The 19,046-nt window shown below is 67.3% G+C and carries 18 protein-coding genes; 5 read left to right on the plus strand and 13 right to left on the minus strand.

Annotation, left to right across the window (positions count from 1 at the left end):
- Window positions 1-130: 130 nt before the first annotated feature.
- Window positions 131-2,053 (plus strand): ATP-binding cassette domain-containing protein, encoded by a 1,923-nt coding sequence (locus D9X30_RS25365; protein ID WP_249641087.1) that lies wholly within the window; start codon window positions 131-133, stop codon window positions 2,051-2,053.
- A 56-nt stretch (window positions 2,054-2,109) separates the two neighbouring features.
- Here the strand turns inward: D9X30_RS25365 and D9X30_RS25370 are convergent, their stop codons facing one another.
- From D9X30_RS25370 to alr, 5 genes are all read right to left on the minus strand, one after another.
- Window positions 2,110-2,595: a disulfide bond formation protein B gene (locus D9X30_RS25370; RefSeq protein WP_153945156.1), complete on the minus strand. Its 486-nt coding sequence runs from the start codon at window positions 2,593-2,595 to the stop codon at window positions 2,110-2,112.
- Window positions 2,596-2,758: 163 nt separating this feature from the next.
- Window positions 2,759-4,045: an oxalate/formate MFS antiporter gene (gene oxlT / locus D9X30_RS25375; RefSeq protein ID WP_153945157.1), complete on the minus strand. Its 1,287-nt coding sequence runs from the start codon at window positions 4,043-4,045 to the stop codon at window positions 2,759-2,761.
- 379 nt (window positions 4,046-4,424) lie between these two features.
- Complete coding sequence (locus D9X30_RS25380; RefSeq protein ID WP_153945158.1) at window positions 4,425-5,195, minus strand: GntR family transcriptional regulator; 771 nt, start codon at window positions 5,193-5,195, stop codon at window positions 4,425-4,427.
- Window positions 5,196-5,199: 4 nt separating this feature from the next.
- Window positions 5,200-6,567 carry a DNA repair protein RadA gene (gene radA, locus D9X30_RS25385; protein WP_153945159.1) on the minus strand — a complete coding sequence of 456 codons (1,368 nt, stop codon included), beginning with the start codon at window positions 6,565-6,567 and terminating at the stop codon, window positions 5,200-5,202.
- Between the two features lie 42 nt (window positions 6,568-6,609).
- On the minus strand, window positions 6,610-7,719 hold the full coding sequence (gene alr, locus D9X30_RS25390) for an alanine racemase (RefSeq protein WP_153945160.1): 1,110 nt from the start codon (window positions 7,717-7,719) through the stop codon (window positions 6,610-6,612).
- A 471-nt stretch (window positions 7,720-8,190) separates the two neighbouring features.
- Between alr and lplT the strand changes: the two genes are divergently transcribed.
- Entirely contained in the window at window positions 8,191-9,510 is a 1,320-nt protein-coding gene (gene lplT / locus D9X30_RS25395; protein WP_153945161.1) for a lysophospholipid transporter LplT, read from the plus strand.
- 40 nt (window positions 9,511-9,550) lie between these two features.
- On the opposite strand, the gene D9X30_RS25400 is transcribed toward lplT, so the two are convergent.
- The 4 genes from D9X30_RS25400 to tsaB are packed head-to-tail and all read right to left on the minus strand — an operon-like array spanning window position 9,551 to window position 12,915.
- Window positions 9,551-10,636 carry a DUF1853 family protein gene (locus tag D9X30_RS25400; RefSeq protein WP_502799688.1) on the minus strand — a complete coding sequence of 362 codons (1,086 nt, stop codon included), beginning with the start codon at window positions 10,634-10,636 and terminating at the stop codon, window positions 9,551-9,553.
- Window positions 10,617-11,609, minus strand: coding sequence for a uracil-DNA glycosylase (locus D9X30_RS25405; protein ID WP_153945163.1), 993 nt, complete (start codon window positions 11,607-11,609; stop codon window positions 10,617-10,619). The genes D9X30_RS25400 and D9X30_RS25405 overlap by 20 nt, the downstream gene beginning before the upstream one ends.
- Window positions 11,606-12,160: a ribosomal protein S18-alanine N-acetyltransferase gene (gene rimI / locus D9X30_RS25410; RefSeq protein WP_153945164.1), complete on the minus strand. Its 555-nt coding sequence runs from the start codon at window positions 12,158-12,160 to the stop codon at window positions 11,606-11,608. The genes D9X30_RS25405 and rimI overlap by 4 nt, the downstream gene beginning before the upstream one ends.
- The gene (gene tsaB, locus D9X30_RS25415) at window positions 12,157-12,915 is read right to left on the minus strand and encodes a tRNA (adenosine(37)-N6)-threonylcarbamoyltransferase complex dimerization subunit type 1 TsaB (RefSeq protein ID WP_153945165.1); all 759 of its coding nucleotides are present in this window, start codon (window positions 12,913-12,915) and stop codon (window positions 12,157-12,159) included. The genes rimI and tsaB overlap by 4 nt, the downstream gene beginning before the upstream one ends.
- Window positions 12,916-13,082: 167 nt before the next feature.
- On the opposite strand from tsaB, the gene D9X30_RS25420 reads away from it, so the two are divergent.
- Together D9X30_RS25420 and D9X30_RS25425 are read left to right on the plus strand one after the other, a co-directional pair.
- Window positions 13,083-13,352, plus strand: coding sequence for an acyl-CoA-binding protein (locus D9X30_RS25420; protein WP_153945166.1), 270 nt, complete (start codon window positions 13,083-13,085; stop codon window positions 13,350-13,352).
- A 136-nt stretch (window positions 13,353-13,488) separates the two neighbouring features.
- Complete coding sequence (locus tag D9X30_RS25425; protein WP_153945167.1) at window positions 13,489-13,863, plus strand: hypothetical protein; 375 nt, start codon at window positions 13,489-13,491, stop codon at window positions 13,861-13,863.
- Between the two features lie 27 nt (window positions 13,864-13,890).
- On the opposite strand, the gene D9X30_RS25430 is transcribed toward D9X30_RS25425, so the two are convergent.
- The gene (locus tag D9X30_RS25430) at window positions 13,891-15,306 is read right to left on the minus strand and encodes a DHA2 family efflux MFS transporter permease subunit (RefSeq protein ID WP_153945656.1); all 1,416 of its coding nucleotides are present in this window, start codon (window positions 15,304-15,306) and stop codon (window positions 13,891-13,893) included.
- 137 nt (window positions 15,307-15,443) lie between these two features.
- Window positions 15,444-15,914, minus strand: a complete 471-nt coding sequence (locus D9X30_RS25435) for an SRPBCC family protein (RefSeq protein WP_066733424.1) — start codon at window positions 15,912-15,914, stop codon at window positions 15,444-15,446.
- Between the two features lie 219 nt (window positions 15,915-16,133).
- Between D9X30_RS25435 and D9X30_RS25440 the strand changes: the two genes are divergently transcribed.
- Window positions 16,134-16,544: a VOC family protein gene (locus tag D9X30_RS25440; RefSeq protein WP_153945168.1), complete on the plus strand. Its 411-nt coding sequence runs from the start codon at window positions 16,134-16,136 to the stop codon at window positions 16,542-16,544.
- Between the two features lie 156 nt (window positions 16,545-16,700).
- On the opposite strand, the gene aceB is transcribed toward D9X30_RS25440, so the two are convergent.
- Window positions 16,701-18,284 carry a malate synthase A gene (aceB, locus tag D9X30_RS25445; protein ID WP_153945169.1) on the minus strand — a complete coding sequence of 528 codons (1,584 nt, stop codon included), beginning with the start codon at window positions 18,282-18,284 and terminating at the stop codon, window positions 16,701-16,703.
- 47 nt (window positions 18,285-18,331) lie between these two features.
- Window positions 18,332-19,033 (minus strand): haloacid dehalogenase type II, encoded by a 702-nt coding sequence (locus tag D9X30_RS25450; protein WP_153945170.1) that lies wholly within the window; start codon window positions 19,031-19,033, stop codon window positions 18,332-18,334.
- Window positions 19,034-19,046: the final 13 nt, after the last annotated feature.

Below are 19,046 nucleotides of genomic sequence, written 5' to 3' on the forward strand. Positions count from 1 at the left end.
GACATGCAAGCCGACTGAAAGCCGGCGTCGCCGCCGCGGGCCAGCGCCGGTCCGGCAGGCTCCGGCGCGCTACAATGCCGGCCTGCCCAACGATCGGCTGCCCTGCACCATCCAGCCTGAAGCCCTTCACGTGATACGTATCGACCAGCTTGTCCTCCAGCGCGGCACCAAGGTGCTGTTCGACCACACCAGCGTGACGCTCAACCCCGGCGAGCGCGTGGGCCTTGTCGGCGCCAACGGCAGCGGCAAGTCCACCCTGTTCGCGATGCTGCGCGGCGAACTGCATGCCGACGGCGGCGATGTGAGCGTGCCCACCCAGTGGCGCATCGCACATGTGGCGCAAGAGACACCCGCAGTGGATCGTACGGCCGTGGATTACGTGATCGACGGCGACACGCGGCTGCGCGAGATCGAATCGCGCATCGCCGCCGCGCAGGCCAGCGGCGACGGATCGGCCGAAGCCGAGGCCCACGCCGCCTATGCCGATGCCGATGGCTATACCGCCGCCGCGCGCGCCGAGGCGCTGCTGCTTGGCCTGGGCTTCACGCTGCCGCAGGTGACGCAGCCGGTGGCATCGTTCTCGGGCGGCTGGCGCATGCGCCTGAACCTGGCGCAGGCGCTGATGTGCCCCTCCGACCTGCTGCTGCTCGACGAGCCGACCAACCACCTGGATCTGGACGCCATCGTCTGGCTTGAAGACTGGCTGGCCCGCTACCCGGGCACGCTGGTGATGATTTCGCACGACCGCGAATTTCTCGATGCCATATGCACTGTCACAGTGCATATCGAAAACCAGCAGCTCAAGCGATACGGCGGCAACTACACGCTGTTCGAAACGATGCGGCTGCAGCAGATGGCCCAGCAGCAGGCCGCCTACACGCGCCAGCAGAAGGAAATCGCGCACCTGGAATCGTTCATCACGCGCTTCAAGGCCAAGGCCACGAAGGCGCGCCAGGCGCAGAGCCGCGTCAAGGCCCTGGAAAAGATGGAACGGCTGGCACCGGTGCACGTGGCGGCCGGCTTCGCATTCGAATTCCGCGAGCCCGATTCGGCGCCCAACCCGATGATGGTGCTCGACCACGTCGACTGCGGTTACGCCGAAGCCGACCCGCCCGTGACCATCCTGCACAAGTTGATGCTGTCGATCCAGAACGGCCAGCGCATCGGCCTGCTCGGCGCCAACGGCCAGGGCAAGTCGACGCTGGTCAAGACGCTGGCCGGCACGCAGCCGCCGCTCAACGGCACGGTGCGGCTGGGCAAGGGCCTGGTCATCGGCTATTTCGCCCAGCACCAGCTGGAAACGCTGCGCGACCACGATTCGCCGCTGCAGCACCTGGCGCGGCTGGCTCCCGACGTGCGCGAGCAGGAATTGCGCGACTTCCTGGGCAGCTTCAATTTCCGCGGCGACATGGCAACTTCGCCAATCGAACCGTTCTCGGGCGGCGAGAAGGCCCGGCTGGCCCTGTCGCTGATCGTCTGGCAAAAGCCCAACCTGCTGCTGCTTGACGAACCGACCAACCACCTGGACCTGGACACGCGCGAGGCGCTGACCATGGCCCTGGCCCAGTTCGAGGGCACGCTGATCCTGGTCTCGCACGACCGGCACCTGCTGCGCGCCACGTCCGACCAGTTCATGCTGGTGGCCGACGGCACCATCAAGCCGTTCGACGGCGACCTGGACGACTATCGCGACTGGCTGCTGCAACAGGCCGCCGCCAAGCGCAATGCCGCCACAGCCGCCCACGCCGCCGAATCCACCCCGGCGGTCAACCGCCGCGATCAGCGCCGCGCCGAGGCCGACGAACGGCAGCGGCTGTCGGTGCTGCGCAAGCCGCTGACCAAGGAACTGGAAAAGGTGGAAAAGCGGATGTCGGTGCTGCAGGCCGACAAGACCGTGATCGACGCCTTCATGGCCGAATCTTCAAGTTATGAGGAAGCCAACAAGGCGAAGCTGATGGAGATGCTCAAGCGCCAGGCCGAGGTCACAGGCGAGCTGGACCAGCTGGAGGAACGCTGGCTGGAACTGCAAGAGCAGATCGAGCAGATCGCGTAATACCTGCCGACCGGCAGACAACTACAGGCGCAACTGCCCCAGCGGTTTGCTCCCCTCTAGCGGTAGTTCTTCTCGCGGCGGATCAGCCCCACCGCCAGCGTCAGCGTCAGGATCACGAGCCAGATCAGCGACCAGGCCGGGATCGACAGGCCGAACAGCGGCGGCAGCGGCGCCGTGCACAGGCCGTCCGAATAGAACACCTGCGGCAGCAGCTTGGCCGTGGGCAGCGCGTTGACCCAGTTTTCCAGCGGATCGATGCCGCACGATGCCTTGGGGTTCAGTAGCAGCGACACGTGGTAGCCGGCCACCGCGATACCGGCCACGCCGGACAGCATGCCCAGGCCCTGCCACAGCGTGCGCGTGTTTTGCGCGATGGCCGCCAGCAGCGAAAACAGCCCGATGCCCAGGAACGCAAATCGCTGCATGATGCAGAGCGGGCATGGCTGGTAGCCCTCCACGTACTGCATGTACAACGCGGCACCGAGCAACGCGAACGAGACCACGGCGATCAGCAGGAAATAGGCGCGAGAATTGGCTTGCATGGGTGTGTCGAGGGCAAGATTGGCTTCGACGCGAATTATTACCCATTTTCCGTTGCGACACCGGGGTGCCCGAGCAATCCGCCACGGGGTGCAGTGTGGCGGATTGACGCACCTGCCCTCACCTGTGCCCAACCGGCCAACTTCCCGCCCGCCCCCCGCGCCATCAGCGTGCCGCCGGCGCGCCCAGGTACCGCTTGCGCCAGGGCTTCAGCACGGCAATGGCCAGCACCGCCGTGACGATGTCGAGCGTGATGGCCACGCCGAAGACCGGCATCCAGCTACCCATGCGCTCGTGCATCAGCGCCGCCAGCGGGCCGCCGAAGATCGAGCCGATGCCTTGCGAGATATACAGCCAGCCGTAGTTGGTGGTGGCGAATTTTGTCCCGAACGTGTCGGTCAGCGTCGAGGGGAACAGCGAGAAGATCTCGCCCCAGCCCAGGAACACCACGCCGGACAGCAGCACGAACAGCACCGCGTTCTCGCGCGTCAGCAGCCACAGCGTCATGGCCACCGCTTCGAGCGCAAAGGCAAAGCACATCGTATTTTCACGACCCCAGCGGTCCGAGATCCAGCCGAACATCGGTCGCGTGAGGCCGTTGGTCAGGCGGTCGATGGTCAGCGCCAGCGGCAGCGCGGCCATGCCGAACACCACGGCATTGGACACCCCGAAATCCTTGGCGAACGCGGCCATCTGCGACGTGACCATCAGGCCCGAGGTCGACATCATCGTCATCATCGCGAACAGCAGCCAGAACAGCGGCGTCCTGAGCATCTTGCGGGTCGGCACATCGGCCACGTTCGACGGCGTGTAGGCCGGCCGCACCGCCACTGGCTCGCCGGCGGCCGGCGCGCGCAGCCCCTGCGACGCCAGGAAGCCGATTACCGCGAAGATCAGGCCGAATTGCCAGAGCGTCGATTCCAGCCCCTTGCCCGCCAGCGCGGCGGCAATCGGGAAGGTGGTCAGGATGGCGCCCATGCCGTAGCCGGCCGCGACCATGCCCACGGCAAAGCCGCGCCGGTCAGGGAACCAGCGCACCATCTGCCCCACCACGCCCACGTAGACGATGCCCGTGCCGAGCCCGCCCACCACGCCGTAGGTCAGGTACAGCATGCTCACGCTTTGCGCCGACGCGGCCAGCACCCACGACAGGCCCGACAGCACCGTGCCCAGCGCGATCAGGCGGCGCGGGCCGAACCGTTCGATCATCGCGCCCTGGAATGGCGAGAAGAATGTCTGCAACACGATCAGCAGCGAGAACGTGACCTGCAGTTCCGACAGCGGCACGCCCAGCTTGGCGGATAGCGGTTTAGTGAACAGCGTCCAGACATACTGCGGACTGGAAATCGCCATCATGCACACGAGCCCCAGCAGCAGCTGCAGCCAGCGCGTGCGCGCCAGCGGCACGGCGTGCGGCACACCCAGGGCCGCGTTATCAGCAACGGTACGCATCGAACCACTCCTTCAGACAGACTTCGAGAGAGATGCGTGGCCACGCGGCGCCACGCCTTGTTGGAATCCAGTGCGGGGCGGCGGCCGCCTGATGACACGGGCAACCCGTGTTCACCAGGCGGCCGCCGCGCCATCGCTGCGCGGATCGCTGCCTCGGATACAGATGGAAGGTCACGACAGTTCCGCGATTTATGTATACATAAATCTCCTGCATGGGAACGGTCGCAATAGGCATGCCATGGGCGCCCCTACTGGCGAAGGGGGACGGCTGCCGGACGGGCGTGAAGCGGGCTATGCCGCGTGGCGTGGGGGATAGCGGGCGATAAAGCGTCGCGACGCGATGCCGCGCGCGAAGTCACCGGGGAAGAAAGCGCTGCGATCAGCCGAACCGGCGGCGGCGCGCCGGTGCACCGGATTCGGTCGACGGCACGAAGCTGGTGCGGGCTTCCTCAAGGCGCGCCATGGTCAGGCGGCTGACTTCTGCGCGGCCATCCTCGATATGCGTGGACAGCAGCGCCACCGCGCGACCGGCATCGGCATCGGCCAGCGCGGCCAGGATCGCGCCGTGTTCGTCGTAGGTCAGCGAGACGCGCTCGCCGAACGCGAAGTCGAGCCGGCGGATGATGCGGATGCGGTCGGTCACCTGCTGATGCACGGCCGCCGCTTCGGCGTTGCCCGCCGCCTCGACGATGGCCAGGTGAAATGCCTCGTCAAGCTGCGCCACGGCGTTGCCGTCGGCCAGGCGCCGGGCTTGAGGCACGCGCCAGATGGCATCGAGCATGGCCACCAGCGCGGCCCGGCGCGTTGCGTGCGACGGCTGGCACAGGCGCGTCACGGCATGGGTTTCCAGCAGCGTGCGCAGTTCGTACAGGGCTTCGAAGCGGCCCAGGTCCAGCGGCACCACTTCCCAGCCGTTGCGGTAGTAGCCCCGCACCAGACCATCGCCCTGCAGCCGCTGCAGCGCCTCGCGCACGGGCGTGCGCGAGATGCCCAGCCGTTCGGCCACGTCGTTTTCGGTAAAGCGGTCGCCGGGCAGCAGCCGGAACGCGAAAATGTCGTCGCGCAGCGCCTGGTAGGCGGCCTGCGACCGCTTGCCGCGCGCCACGGACCGCGACGCTGCGTCTTCGGTATCCCCGGCAGCATCGGCCATTGCGTCAGTCCAGGTGCCGTACGCGATCGATCGCCTGCTCCAGGCGGTCCACCGCAATGACTTCCAGCCCGTCGATGGCCTGCTTGGGCGCGTTGGCCTTGGGAATCACGGCCATCGTGAAACCAAGCTTGGCGGCTTCCTTGAGCCGTTCCTGCCCGCGTGGGCTGGGGCGGATCTCGCCGGCCAGCCCCACTTCGCCAAACACCACCAGCCCGCGCGGCAGCGGCTTGTTGCGCATCGACGAGTGGATCGATAGCAAAACCGCCAGATCGGCGGCCGGCTCCGTGATCTTGACCCCGCCGACCGCGTTCAGGAACACGTCCTGGTCGAAGCAAGCGATGCCGGCGTGCCGGTGCAGCACGGCCAGCAGCATCGCCAGCCGGTTCTGCTCCAGCCCCACCGCGAGCCGGCGCGGGTTGGGCACGTTGGCCGTATCGACCAACGCCTGCACTTCCACCAGCAGCGGGCGCGTGCCCTCCTGCGTCACCAGCACGCACGACCCGGCCACCTGCTCCTCATGCTGCGACAGGAACAGCGCCGACGGATTGCTGATGCCGCGCAGGCCGCGCTCGGTCATCGCAAAAACGCCAAGTTCATTGACCGCGCCGAAGCGGTTCTTGAACGCGCGGATCAGCCGGTGCGACGAATGCGTGTCGCCCTCGAAATACAGCACCGTATCGACGATGTGCTCCAGCACGCGCGGCCCGGCCAGGCTGCCTTCCTTGGTCACATGGCCCACCAGGATGATCGTGATGTCGCTGCTCTTGGCGATACGCGTCAGCTGCGCCGCGCACTCGCGCACCTGGGCCACCGACCCGGGCGCCGAGGTCAGCGCCTCGGAATACAGCGTCTGGATCGAGTCGATCACGGCCACTTCGGGCTTGTCGGCCTCCAGCGCGGCCTGGATCTTTTCAAGCTGGATCTCGGGCAGCAGGCCCACCGTGGCGGCTTCCACCCCCAGCCGCTGCGCGCGCAGCGCGATCTGGGCGCCCGATTCCTCGCCGCTGACGTAGAGCACGCGCCGGCTGGCCGACAGGTTGGCCAGCGTTTGCAACAGCAGCGTCGATTTGCCGATACCGGGATCGCCGCCGATCAGCACCACCCCGCCCGACACCAGCCCGCCGCCCAGCACGCGGTCGAACTCGTCGATGCCCGTGGTGAAGCGCGGCACCTCGGCGGCTTCGATATCGCTGAGCTTGCGGACCACGGCCGACGCCGCCAGCGGCTGGAAACGGCGCGCGGCCGACGATCCCGATTCGGCCACGGTCTCGACGAGCGTGTTCCAGGCGTTGCACTGCGGGCATTGGCCCGCCCAGCGCGGCGTGGTACCGCCGCATTCGGTACAGGTATAGACAGTCTTGGTCTTGGCCATCGAAAAAATCCGGACTCGGGCTGGATGGGGCTCGGGCTGTCTTCAGGAGACGGAATCGGCCGTGGTCAGCATGGCCACGGTGGTCGGCACGCGCGGGGCCAGCGCGCACATCAGTTCATAGCCCACCGTGCCGCTGGCGGCGGCCACGTCGTCGATCGGCAGCCCGTGGCCCCAGAGCGTGACCGGCGAGCCGACCTTGGCCTTGGGGCACGGCGTCAGGTCCACGCAGATCATGTCCATCGACACCCGGCCCACCAGGTCGGTGCGCACGCCGTCCACCAGCACCGGGGCGCGCTTGTCACCCCAGCCCGACGCGTGGCGCGGGTAGCCGTCGGCATAGCCGCAGGCCACCACGCCGATGCGCATCGCCCGGTCGGCCGTAAACATCGAGCCATAGCCAACCGTATCGCCCGGCTGCAGGTCCTGGATGCCGATCAGTTCGCTGTGCAGCGACATCGCCGGCTGCAGGCCGGTATCGGCGATGTCCGCCGACAGGCCCGTGGGCGAACCGCCGTACAGGATCACGCCCGGCCGCACCCAGTTGCGATGGGCCGACGGATGCCAGAGCACGGCCGCCGAATTCGACAGGCTGACCTCGCCGGGCAGGTTGGCCGTGGCCGTCTCGAACGCCTCGATCTGGTGCGCGATGCCGCGCGCGCTGTCGGCATCGGAGAAATGGGTCATATGGACGATACTGCCCACGCACGGCATGGTGCGGGCGCGTTCCCAGGCCGCCCGGTACTGGGCAGGCCGGAAGCCCAGCCGGTTCATGCCGGTGTTGAGCTTGAGCTGGATGGCCAGCGGGCCCTTGGGCCGGGCCTGTTCCAGCATGCGAAGCTGCTCCTCGCAATGAATGGCGGTGGTCAGGCGATATTGCTCGATGACGGGAACATCCTGGGGCTGGAAGAATCCCTCCAGGAGCAGGATCGGCCCCTGCCAGCCCAGTTCGCGCAGCAGCACGGCTTCGTTGAGGTCCAGCAGGCCGAAGCCGTCGGCGGCCTTCAGGCCCGCAAAGGCGCGGCGAATGCCGTGGCCATAGGCATTGGCCTTGACGATCGCCCAGACGCGGGAATCCGGGGCATGGCGGCGCACCACTTCCAGGTTGTTGGCCAGCGCGGGCTGGTGGATGACAGCGTGAATGGGTCTTGGCATGGATATGACTGCTTGCGTGGGCTGTCGAACGATGTTCTGCACCAGATGCGGGAAGACCCGGTCGGCAGGCCACTGGATTCGGGCGTTGAGGTGGCACACACTGTGCGGTAACAGGCCTTCGGGACGAACCGGCCGGCGCGGACAAGCCGGCGCCACCTTGCGCAGGCGATATTTGACCACATCCGCAGGTCGATTCCGGGAATCCATCCGGGCATGTACTGTCCAATGCGCGTCCGCCGGTGTGCTGAAATGTCGCGGATTCGTGATATAAAGCCGGACGCTCCGGCCATGTTTTAAAAGAGAAGCAATATGTCAATGACGGTCAGGCAAGCCGCAAGGCGCGCGAAAGTAGCGTCGCCGCCCCACTTTGACAAGGCAGGCGCAGCAGGTTCCCGCCAAGCGACGGCACTACCGGCCGGTGCGCTTTTGCCCGTCCACATGGACGCCCGCGATGGAGACAAAGTCCAAGGTATGAAGAAGGGTTTCTACACGATCATGGCCGCGCAGTTTTTCTCGTCGCTGGCCGACAATGCCCTGCTGATCGCAGCCATTGCCCTTCTTGCCGAATTGCATTCCCCGCAGTGGATGACGCCGCTGCTCAAGCTGTTCTTCGTACTGTCCTATGTGGTGCTGGCGGCATTCGTGGGCGCCTTCGCCGACTCCATGCCCAAGGGCAAGGTGATGCTGATCACCAATGCCATCAAGATCGTGGGCTGCGCCATCATGATGTTCGGGCTGCACCCGCTGCTGGCCTATGGCGTGGTCGGATTCGGCGCCGCGGCCTATTCGCCGGCCAAGTACGGCATCCTGACCGAGCTGCTGCCGCCCGAGAAGCTGGTGATGGCCAACGGCTGGATCGAGGGTCTGACGGTCGGCTCCATCATCCTGGGCACGGTGGTGGGCGGCGCGCTGATCTCGGTGCAACTGTCGAGCATCCTGCTGCACTTCGACCTGCCCTATGTCGACACCGGCGTCAACACCCCCGCCGAAGCGGCGATGGTGGTGATCATGCTGTTCTACTTCATTGCCGCCGTCTTCAACCTGTTCATTCCGGACACCGGCGCACGCTATCCCCAGCAGGAAAAGAACCCGATCAAGCTGATTGCGGAGTTTGGCGACTGCTTCATTGCGCTGTGGCGCGACAAGCTCGGCCAGATCTCGCTGGCCGTGACGACGCTGTTCTGGGGCGTGGGCGCCACGCTGCAGTTCATCGTGCTCAAGTGGGCCGAGAAGTCGCTGGGGCTGAACCTGTCGCAAGGCGCCCTGCTGCAGGCCGTGGTGGCAGTGGGCGTAGCCGTGGGCGCTATCGCGGCCGCCGCGCGCATTCCGCTGCGCAAGTCGCTGTCGGTGCTGCCGTTCGGCGTGGCCATGGGCGCCACCGTGATCCTGATGGCGTTCTACACCAAGGACACCATGCCGGCCGTGACGCTCGACGTGCTGGGCATGGCGATGCCGCTCTACATGGCCATCGCCTACGTGTTCCTGATGATCGTGGGTGCCATGTCGGGCTACTTCGTGGTGCCGATGAACGCCCTGCTCCAGCACCGTGGCCATGTGCTGCTTTCGGCCGGCCATTCCATCGCGGTGCAGAACTTCAACGAGAACGTTTCGGTGCTGCTGATGCTGTGCCTGTACGCGCTGCTGATCAAGCTGAACGTGCCGATCGGCTTTGTGATTGTCGCGCTAGGCCTGTTCATCGTGGCGACCATGGCGCTGGTGATGCGCCTGCACAAGCACAATGTGAAGATGTACAACTCGCTGGCGATGATCGGCGAGGACAAGCACCACTGATCGCACGCGGGGCGTCAGCCTTGCCGGCTCGCCCCGGTCTTCAAGGCGCCGCGGCCCGCAGCGTGGCCCGCACCTCCCAGTCGTCCGGCACCACGAATCCGCGCGAGCATTCGCGCCAGATGCCGGGCGCGTCCTGATCCTGCACCAGTTCACAGACCATGACCGGCGCCTCGCGGCGCCACGCGTGGATCGGGTCGGCAAAGCGTTCGGCCAGCGCATCGTGCATGACCGCCGCCGTTTCGGTCGCGGCCTCGGCCACACGGGCCCCCGACAGCCAGTCGGACCTCGACAGCCGGCACCAGCGCACATGCCCTCTCGCGGGGTCCGACGCACGCGCGCGCCAGTCGGCCAGCGGTGCCCACCACCCGTTCAGGTGATCCGGCGCAATCCCCAGCGTTTCCAGGCCCGGCGGCACGATGCCGTCGCGGTAGAACAGCCAGCCCAGCAGATAGACTTCGCTGCGATCCACGGGATGCCCGACCAGCGCCTGGGCTTCCGCCGTCCGGCCCAGCGGCAACTGGCGCCGCACGATGTGATCGAGCTTGTCGCCCAGCCGGTCGACCAGATTCGGCCCGACAAAGGCCCGATGCCCGGCCACGCCGTCCACCATCAGGTAGAACTTGGCCGCCATCTCCCAATGGACGACGGCCGCGCTGGCGGGGTCGCGCCAGATCACGTCGAGTTCGCCCAGCGTCTGCACGCCATGTCCATTCGCGCGCCGGATCGGCACATTGGCCGCCAGCAGATCCACCCCTTGCGTGTGCCGCAGCGCGAAGTGCAGCAGCCGCTCGGCATGACGACCCAGGCGCAGGCTGCGGCTGCCGGTCGGGTCCGGATGCTGGCTCAGTTCGACGATGGTTTCGGGCAAGGTGGCCGGATCGGCCTGCGACAGCCAGGCCTGCCACCCCGCCTGCGCGCCGGGCGGCCATTGGGCCAGCCGCGCAGGCCCATCCTGGTAGCCATCGGGCAGATGGGACAGCAGCGCCGGCGACAGCGAACACCAGGCCAGGTCGCGCGTGCGCTGCGAGGCCGCGCGACACCAGAGCGGCAAAGGCGCGTCCGCCCCGGTCGGCGCGCAGCCGCCCGGTGGCGTTATCTGGGCGAAATCAGGCTTGAGCTCCCGCACGATCGTGGACCTCGCGCGCCAGGCACAGGTCTTCCCAGGCACGCGCCTTGTCGGTCAGCGTGCGCAGCAGGTAGGCCGGGTGATAGGTCACCACCACGGGGATGCCCTCGTAGGTATGCACCGTACCGCGCAGCTTGCCGATCGGCGTGGTCGATCGTAGCAGCGACTGCGCCGCAAAGCGGCCCAGCACCACGATGACCTTCGGCTTGATCAGCGCAATCTGGCGCTTCAGGTAGGGCTCGCACTGGGCGACTTCCTCGGGCTCGGGATTCCGGTTGCCCGGGGGCCGGCACTTGAGCACGTTCGCGATATAGACATTGCGTCCGCGCGCCAGGCCCAGCGCCCCCAGCATGTTGTCCAGCAGCTTGCCGGCCTGGCCGACGAACGGCTCGCCCTGCAAGTCTTCGTTCTCGCCCGGCGCCTCGCCCACCAGCATCCATTCGGCCTGCGGATCGCCCACGCCGAACACGGTGTTGGTGCGGGTGTCGCAGAGGCCACATGCGGTGCAGCCGGCAACGCTGTCGGCCAGTTCCGGCCAGGGCATCCCGGCGATGGCGGCCTCGCGGCCGGCCTGCCCGGGCAGACGGCCCAGCGGCTTGTCTCCGTGCGGGGCCACCGGCCGGTCCGGGTTCGGCGCATCGAAAGCCTCGACGGTCGCGGCCAGTTCGATGGCGCTGATGCCGCTGTCGGCGGCATGATCGATCCCGGCCGGCTCGTCCGCCAGCACATCGGCCAGCCGTCCGGTCGAAAGCGTCGAAACTTCGGGCGGCTCGGGCGGACGGGCGGACGGCGACGCCCGGACTTCCGCCAGTACTGCGGCTGCGGGTGCGGCGCTTGCATCGTCCACCGCTTGTGCGACGACAGCTTCCGCCGCCACGGCTTCGTCTGCCGCTCCTTCAATGGCCTGGGCCCGGCGTGGCACCCACTCGGCCGGAATGCCCAGGGCTTCCAGGAACAATGCGCGGCGGTTCATGCCGGTTCTCCGTCAAGCCTGGCGGGCCAGACGCGGCGCAGCACCAGGGCGTCCTCGCGCCCCAGCGCCGTGGCCGGATAGTAGCCCTTGCGGCGACCGATCTCGACGAATCCTGCTTCGAGATACAGCGCCAGCGCGCCGATATTCGACGGACGCACCTCCAGCAACATCGTGTGCAGCCGGTGCGCATGCGACGTAGCCAGCGCGATGGCCAGCAGCAGCCGTCCGTAGCCCTGTCGCTGGTGGGCCGGATCGATCGTGATATTGAGCAGGTGCATCTCGTCAACCACCGGCATCAGCATCGCGTAGCCAATCAGCGCCGTCGAGGGGTCTCGCAGCGTCAGGCCGAAATGCCCGGCCTTGAGTGAGTTCTCGAAGTTGCCGCGCGTCCACGGATGGCTGTAGGCGCGCTGCTCGATCTCGGCCACGGCCGGCAGGTCGCGCGCGCTCATGTGGTCGAGCGCCCAGCCCTGCGCCAGCGGCGGCATGACCGGCACCGCCGGCCACTCGGGGTGGTCCGGACGCTCGGGCGGCAGCAGCGCGGCGCTCATCGGGCCGCTCCCTGTGCGGCCAGCGCGGCGGCCTTGGCGGCGGCCACGGCCTCGCGCTCGACGATGGTCTGGGCAACCTTGTCGCGCACATAGATCGGCATGGCATCCGCCGCGGCAATCGTCTCGCCACGCGCCAGCGCACGCTGGGCGATCGACACCATCGCGCGGGCGTCGGGCATGGCGTCCGGCACGGTGCGCGAAGCCCCGGCTGCCGCGGCCAGGCGGTCGCCAAAGACGGTCAGCGCGTTGCCGGCCAGCCAGAAATCGCCATCGGGTGCCACGATCGATTCCGGCGCGCCCACCTGCATGGCGCCTTCCATTGCCCATTCGTTCGCGGCATCGTCCCAGCGGAACGTGGCAGCATAGGCTTCGTCCATGCGGGCGTCGATGGCGACCAGCACCGCCGCGCCCGCAGGCAGCGTTTCACCGCCGCACGTGCCGTTGCGTACGCTTTCGGCACATGCCATCAGCACGTTGACGGGGATGACGGGCAGGTCCGCGCCGAAGGCAAGGCCCTGCACCACGCCGCAGGCAGTGCGCAGGCCGGTAAAGGAACCGGGACCCGCGCCAAAGGCGATGGCGGCGCAGTCGGCCAAGCGGATGCCGGCCTCGGCCAGCACCTCGCCAACGGCAGGCAGCACCCGCGACGACGAACGCGCGCCGGTGTGCTCATGACGGGAGAAACACCCGGCGGCGCGGCCGAGTGCGACGGAACACCACTCTGTGGAGGTCTCGACAGCAAGAATCCAGGACATGGCAGCGATTGTATCCGCTGGCGGGGCAAAGCAGTATTGGCAACGGCGAGCCCCCCGCGCGGGCCGCCAGCGGGGCAACCTGAGAGCTTCCTCGACTTTTTTGCACCGAAACGGACGCCGGCGGCGCTTATCATCGCCTGTCCAACGCATTGCCACACGGAGACCCCATGAGCGACCTGCAAGCCCAATTCGACCAGGCCCAAATCGACGTCAAGACGCTGTCGGAGCGCCCCAACAACATGACGCTGCTGCGCCTGTACGCGCTGTACAAGCAAGGTGCCGAGGGCGACGCCCACGGCGACAAGCCCGGCATGACCGACTTCGTCGGCCGCTACAAGTTCGAGGCCTGGGAAGCGCTCAAGGGCACCGCCCAGGACGAGGCCAAGCAGAAGTACATCGAACTGGTGGGCGATCTGCTGGCCGGCCGCGCCAGCTGAACCTGGCCCTGCACGTGCCCCCGCGGACGGCCCCGCGCCGTCCGCCGCTGTTCCCCCCATTCAGCCCCTTGTCTTTCCTGCCGATAACCAGATCATCCGCAATGTATCTGGCAACAGTGTCGTGATTCAGGAAGACATGAAGACCTACCGAGTGCTGTTCAGCGTTTGCGCGCTGACGCTGTCCACGGCGCTGATGGCCGCGCCGCGTGCGCCGTCCCGTCCCGCCGAGCCTGCGGCCCCGGCCTACGATCCCGTCCGTTACAAGTCCTGCACCGTCTATGCCGCGACGGCGATGTCCGCCGCGGTGGACATGCGCACGCATGGCTATGGCGCGAAGCGCGCGCTGGTCGAAGGCGGCAACCCGCCCTCCGCCCCCATGGTGGCGCTGACCGAATTCGCCGTCTCGGCCATCCAGGCCCGCCCGGCTGGCGGGCGCGAAGCCGCGTCGGTGCTGAGCGGCTTCCTGGCCGGCGTCTGCTATCAGCGCAACGAACTGCCCCTGCTGCAATAACGATCGGAAACGCCGCAGGCGCGGGCGTCAGTCCCCGGGCAGCGGCCGCGGGCGGATACGCCACGCGGCCAGCATGGCCGTGGCGATCACGATCCCCACGGCCAGGAAGGTTTCGTCGAAGGCCTGGATGCGCGCCGCCTGCGCCGCCGCGTCGCCGCCACGGCCCAGCACCGCGCCATGCTCGGCCAGGCGCCATTGCAGGCCCACCCCGGCCAGGCTCACGCCAATCGCCCCACCCAGCTGCCGCAGGAAGTTGATGCAGCTGGAACCCTGCGGAATCATCGAGAAATCGACGCCCCGCATCGACCCCAGCGTCAGCGAGGGCAGGATGCAGCCCAGGCCGATACGGCCGATCACCGCGTACAGCACCAGCAGCACGTATGGCGTGGCCATCGATCCGGTGGCCATCAGCAGGAACGAGCCCGCCAGCAGCGCCAGCCCGAACGACACCTGGCGGTGCGGCAGGATGCGGTTGGTCAGGCGGCCGGCCACCGCGATGGTCACGGCCAGCGCAATGCCGGCCGGCATCAGCACCAGCCCCGCCGCCGACGGCGTATAGGACAGCGCCATCTGCATGTAGACCGGCAGCAGGTAGGTAGACCCGAACAGCCCCGCGCCGTAGATGAAGGCCACCACCGCGCCCGCCGAGAACTGGCGATAGCTGTAGAGACGCATGTTCATCAGCGGATCGGGCGCGCGCAACTGCCACGCCACGAACGCCACCAGCATCAGCACGCCGAACACGGCCAGCCCGACACCTTCGCCGGCGTTGGTGCGCATTTCCACCAGGCCATTGAGCAGGCTCACCGTCGCCACGCCCACCAGGGCCAGGCCGCGCCAGTCCAGCGGCTTGCGCTCGCCCATCATCGCCGAATCGACGGCCATGTAGCGCCGCGCCATCCACCAGCCGGCCAGCGTCAGCGGCACCACCACGAAGAAGATGGACCGCCAGCCGAACAGCTCGACCAGAAAGCCGCCGACGCTGGGCCCGATGGCCGGCGCCAGCACCACGCCAAACCCGAACAGCGACAGCGCCTTGCCCTGCTCGCGTTCATCGAACACGCGCAGGATGAAGATATTGGGCAGCGGCTGCATGATGCCGGCCGCAATGCCCTCGGCCACGCGCATGGCCAGCATCACGCCGAAGGTGGGCGAGAATCCGCCGATCAGCCCGCCCCCGCCCAGCAGCACCAGCGTGCCGATGAACGTGCGGCGCAGGCCGTAGCGGTTGAGCAGCCACGGCGTCAGCAGCATCGACAGCGTCATGGCGATCATGAAGCTGGCGGCCACCCATTGGGCGCGCTCCTGGCCCAGGGCGAAATGCCGGCTCAGATCGGGGATGGCGACGTTGACGATGGTCGACGACACGATCGACGACATCGTGCCCAGCATCAGCGTGACCAGGATCAGCCAGCGCAGGCGGTCGCCATGGCGGGCGCGCAGGTCGGCGCGGGTCGGGCCGCCGCGACGCCCGGACGATGGTTCCGGCTCCCCGGGTCCTCCCGGCGCCTGCGGTCCGCCAGTTCCTCCTCCGTGGGCATCCCCGCTGCCGGTACGTGCCGGCGCAGTGGATGGGCGGCTCACCCGAGCCGTCCCGTCGCAGCGATTTCGCGAATCTTGCGGACCGTATCGAGATCGGCCTCGTGATAGGCGGATTTGACGATCTCGGCGTAGCGGTTGTCGCCGCTGGCGTCCACATTGGGCATGGTGGTCTGGTAGATGAAGCGGACCAGCAGCGCGCCGGGCGCCGGGGTCTCGATGATCATCTCCAGCGTACCGCCCGCGTGCTCGGCCGTCGGGGCCGACTCGTACCGCACCGCGCGGCGCGGCTCGTAGGCCACGCGGTCGCTCACGCTGGCCTTGCCGAAATGCAGCACGCGCTCGATCCAGCCGTCGCCCCGGCCGACGATCTCGGCGCTATCGAGCCCGAGCATGAACAGTTCCGGCGATTCCGCCCGCAGCACAAGGCCCTGCCAGAGCTGGTCCGGCGTCAGCGGCTCCAGCGTGGGGTTGCCTGGGTCATTGATTTCCACCAGGTGTTCGAAGCGCAACTTGACTCTCCAGATCGTAGATTTCCGTATTATGGGGCCTCCCGCGCGCCGCTGTCCGTCCCCGGGCCACCCGTCCGGGTTGGCGGCCTGCACATCACTCCTGACAGCTGGTGTCAGGAGGCCGGGCGCACAATGCTGGCCCGGTGTCCGGATAGCGTCAGGAGCCGTCAGGAGCGGCCGCCCTGCGCCGCGCATCGGGAGAACGCTCAGGAGGCAGGCATGGAGTTGTTGATCAACATCGACGTCGATGACCTTGACCGCGGCATCGGCTTTTATGAGGCAGGACTGGGATTGCGGCTCAACCGCAAGCTGTTCGACGGCACGGTGGCCGAGCTGCACGGCGCCTGCGCGCCGGTGTATCTGCTGGCCAAGGCGCCGGGCACGCTGGCCACTACCCGGGCCGACACCCGGCGCGACTACGTGCGGCACTGGACCCCGGTGCATCTGGATTTCGTGGTCGAATCGCTGGAACCGGCCATCGAGCGCGCGCTCAGCGCCGGTGCGGAAATCGAGGACTGGCCACGGGAGTTCGACTGGGGCCGCCAGGCGATGCTGTCCGACCCGTTCGGGCACGGACTGTGTTTTATCGAGTGGAAGGGGACAGGCTACGGCGCGCGAGCAAGCGCCTGAGGGGGCGCCTCGCCCGCAGGCGGGAAAGGCGTTTGGGGGAGAGGGTCGGCGGTTCTGCCTGCCGGCTTGCCGCCGTCAGAACCGCCAGGCCCTCTCCCCTCTCTTCCGCCCCGCTCCCAAAGCTGGGAGCGGCGCGCACACACAAGGCAACGAGGGTCAGACTTCCTCGTACAGCGGCAGGGTCAGGAATTCGGCAAAGTCTTCCGACGTCGACATTTGCTCGAAGATCTTCGCGGCCCGGTCGTAGGTCGGGCCGCTGCCGGCCACTTCCTTGACCTTGGCCAGTTCTTCCGGAATCAGCGCGCGCACCAGCTCGGCGGTGACCTTGCGGCCGTCCTCGAGCTTGCCCTTCGGCGAGCGAATCCACTGCCAGACCTGCGAACGCGAGATCTCGGCCGTGGCGGCGTCTTCCATCAGGTTGTGGATCGGCACGCAGCCGTTGCCGGCCAGCCAGGCACCCAGGTAGTGGATGCCGACGTTGATGTTCATGCGCAGGCCGTGTTCGGTGATCGGCGTTTCGGGCTGGAAGTTCAGCAGGTCGGCCGCCTTCACTTCCACGTCCATGCGCTGCTTCTCGAACTGGTTCGGCTTGTCGCCCAGCACGGCCACGAATTCCTTCATCGCCGGCTCGACCAAGCCCGGATGGGCCACCCAGCCGCCGTCGTAGCCGTCGGTGGCGTCACGACGCTTGTCGCTGATGATGCCTTCCATGGCGATGGCGTTCTTTTCCGGATCGTTCTTGATCGGGATCAGGGCGCTCATGCCGCCGATGGCGGGGGCGCCGCGCTTGTGGCAGGTCTTCAGCAGCAGCAGCGCGTACGAGCGCATGAACGGCGCGGTCATCGTCACCTTGGCGCGGTCGGCCAGGCAGAAGTTCTTGTCCACCTTGAACTTCTTGATGCACGAGAAGATGTAATCCCAGCGGCCGGCGTTCAGGCCGGCGCTGTGGTCGCGCAGTTCGTACAGGATTTCCTCCATTTCGAACGCGGCCAGGATGGTTTCGATCAGCACCGTGGCCTTGATCGTGCCTTGCGGCAGGCCAACTTCCTTCTGGGCCATCACGAAGACGTCGTTCCACAGGCGCGCTTCCAGATGGCTTTCCATCTTCGGCAGGTAGAAGAACGGGCCGGCGCCGCGGGCGATCTGCTCGCGGGCGTTATGGAACAGGAACAGCGCGAAATCGAAAATGCCGCCCGAGACGCGCTTGCCGTCGATCGTGACGTGCTTTTCGTCCAGATGCCAGCCGCGCGGACGCACCTGCAGCGTGGCGATCTTGTCGTTGAGCTTGTAGTGCTTGCCGTTGCTGTCCAGCGTCAGCGTGCGGCGCACGGCGGCCTTCAGGTTCACCTGACCCTGCATCTGGTTGTGCCAGTTCGGGGTGTTGGAGTCCTCGAAGTCGGTCATGTAGCTGTCAGCGCCCGAGTTGAAGGCATTGATGACCATCTTGGCTTCCACCGGGCCGGTGATTTCCACGCGGCGGCATTCCAGCGCCTTGGGCACCGGGGCAACCTTCCAGTCGCCTTCGCGGATGTGCTTCGTTTCCGGCAGGAAATCGGGGATTTCGCCGGCGTCCAGGCGCTTGGCGCGTTCCACGCGCGCGGCCAGCAGTTCCTGGCGGCGCGGCTCGAAGGCGCGGTGCAGCTTGTCGACCAGGGCCAGGGCTTCCGGCGTGAGGATGTCTTCGTAAGCCGGCAGGATCTCGCCGGTAATCTTCATGCCCGCGGGCAGCGTGATAGCCATCAGTCTTCTCCTGTTGGTGCGATGGTGTGTTTAAGGGGGCCCGCCTGTCAGACCGTTGCGCCCGAGGCGGCAACGAAGGCAAGCAGGTCGTTCATGTCGTGCCCGGTGCCGGTGGGCGCCACGTCCAGGCGCTCCGCCGGATGGCCGGCACGGTTGATCCAGTAGGTGGTGTAGCCAAACCACGTGGCGCCACAGGCATCCCAGCAGTTCGACGAGACAAAGAGGATCTCGCCGGCCGGCAGGTCGAAGGCTTTCGGGCCCAACGCGTACGCGGCCGGCGCGGTCTTGTACTGCTTCACGGCATCGACCGACAGCACATGGTCGAACAGCCCGTGCATGCCGGCGCTCTTGACCGCGATATCGAGCATTTCCGGGTTGCCGTTGGACAGGATGCCCAGCGGCAGGTTGGCGCGGCGCAGGCGCTTGAGCGCCGCCAGGTTCTCCGGGAACGCCGACAGGCACGCATATTCCTTGAGCAGCTGCGCCTGCGCGGTGTCATCGAGCTTCAGTGCCAGCCGCTCGGCGGCATAGCGCAGGGCATCGATCGTGATGTCCCAGAACGGCTTGTAGCGCGCCCCGTCCGGCGCGGCCAGCGAACGCAGCCGGGTGTAGTCGATCTGCCGCTCGCGCCACAGCAGGGCCAGCGCCTCGCCCTTGCCCGGGAACAGCTGCTCGGCGCGCGCCGTGACCGAATACACGTCGAACAGCGTGCCGTAAGCATCGAAGACTACCGCGCGGATTTTGTTCATCTCTCAAAACGCC

This window comes from Cupriavidus sp. U2 (genome assembly GCF_009663685.2).
GTDB classification, from domain to species: domain Bacteria; phylum Pseudomonadota; class Gammaproteobacteria; order Burkholderiales; family Burkholderiaceae; genus Cupriavidus; species Cupriavidus necator_C.

What these genes read in the sequence shown, in the direction of transcription:
- D9X30_RS25370 (WP_153945156.1), bottom strand. Translation starts at nt 2,595, where the DNA reads ATGCAAGCCAATTCTCGCGCCTATTTCCTGCTGATCGCCGTGGTCTCG.
- oxlT (WP_153945157.1), bottom strand. Translation starts at nt 4,045, where the DNA reads ATGCGTACCGTTGCTGATAACGCGGCCCTGGGTGTGCCGCACGCCGTG.
- D9X30_RS25380 (WP_153945158.1), bottom strand. Translation starts at nt 5,195, where the DNA reads ATGGCCGATGCTGCCGGGGATACCGAAGACGCAGCGTCGCGGTCCGTG.
- radA (WP_153945159.1), bottom strand. Translation starts at nt 6,567, where the DNA reads ATGGCCAAGACCAAGACTGTCTATACCTGTACCGAATGCGGCGGTACC.
- alr (WP_153945160.1), bottom strand. Translation starts at nt 7,719, where the DNA reads ATGCCAAGACCCATTCACGCTGTCATCCACCAGCCCGCGCTGGCCAAC.
- lplT (WP_153945161.1), top strand. Translation starts at nt 8,191, where the DNA reads ATGAAGAAGGGTTTCTACACGATCATGGCCGCGCAGTTTTTCTCGTCG.
- D9X30_RS25405 (WP_153945163.1), bottom strand. Translation starts at nt 11,609, where the DNA reads ATGAACCGCCGCGCATTGTTCCTGGAAGCCCTGGGCATTCCGGCCGAG.
- rimI (WP_153945164.1), bottom strand. Translation starts at nt 12,160, where the DNA reads ATGAGCGCCGCGCTGCTGCCGCCCGAGCGTCCGGACCACCCCGAGTGG.
- tsaB (WP_153945165.1), bottom strand. Translation starts at nt 12,915, where the DNA reads ATGTCCTGGATTCTTGCTGTCGAGACCTCCACAGAGTGGTGTTCCGTC.
- D9X30_RS25420 (WP_153945166.1), top strand. Translation starts at nt 13,083, where the DNA reads ATGAGCGACCTGCAAGCCCAATTCGACCAGGCCCAAATCGACGTCAAG.
- D9X30_RS25425 (WP_153945167.1), top strand. Translation starts at nt 13,489, where the DNA reads ATGAAGACCTACCGAGTGCTGTTCAGCGTTTGCGCGCTGACGCTGTCC.
- D9X30_RS25440 (WP_153945168.1), top strand. Translation starts at nt 16,134, where the DNA reads ATGGAGTTGTTGATCAACATCGACGTCGATGACCTTGACCGCGGCATC.
- aceB (WP_153945169.1), bottom strand. Translation starts at nt 18,284, where the DNA reads ATGGCTATCACGCTGCCCGCGGGCATGAAGATTACCGGCGAGATCCTG.
- D9X30_RS25450 (WP_153945170.1), bottom strand. Translation starts at nt 19,033, where the DNA reads ATGAACAAAATCCGCGCGGTAGTCTTCGATGCTTACGGCACGCTGTTC.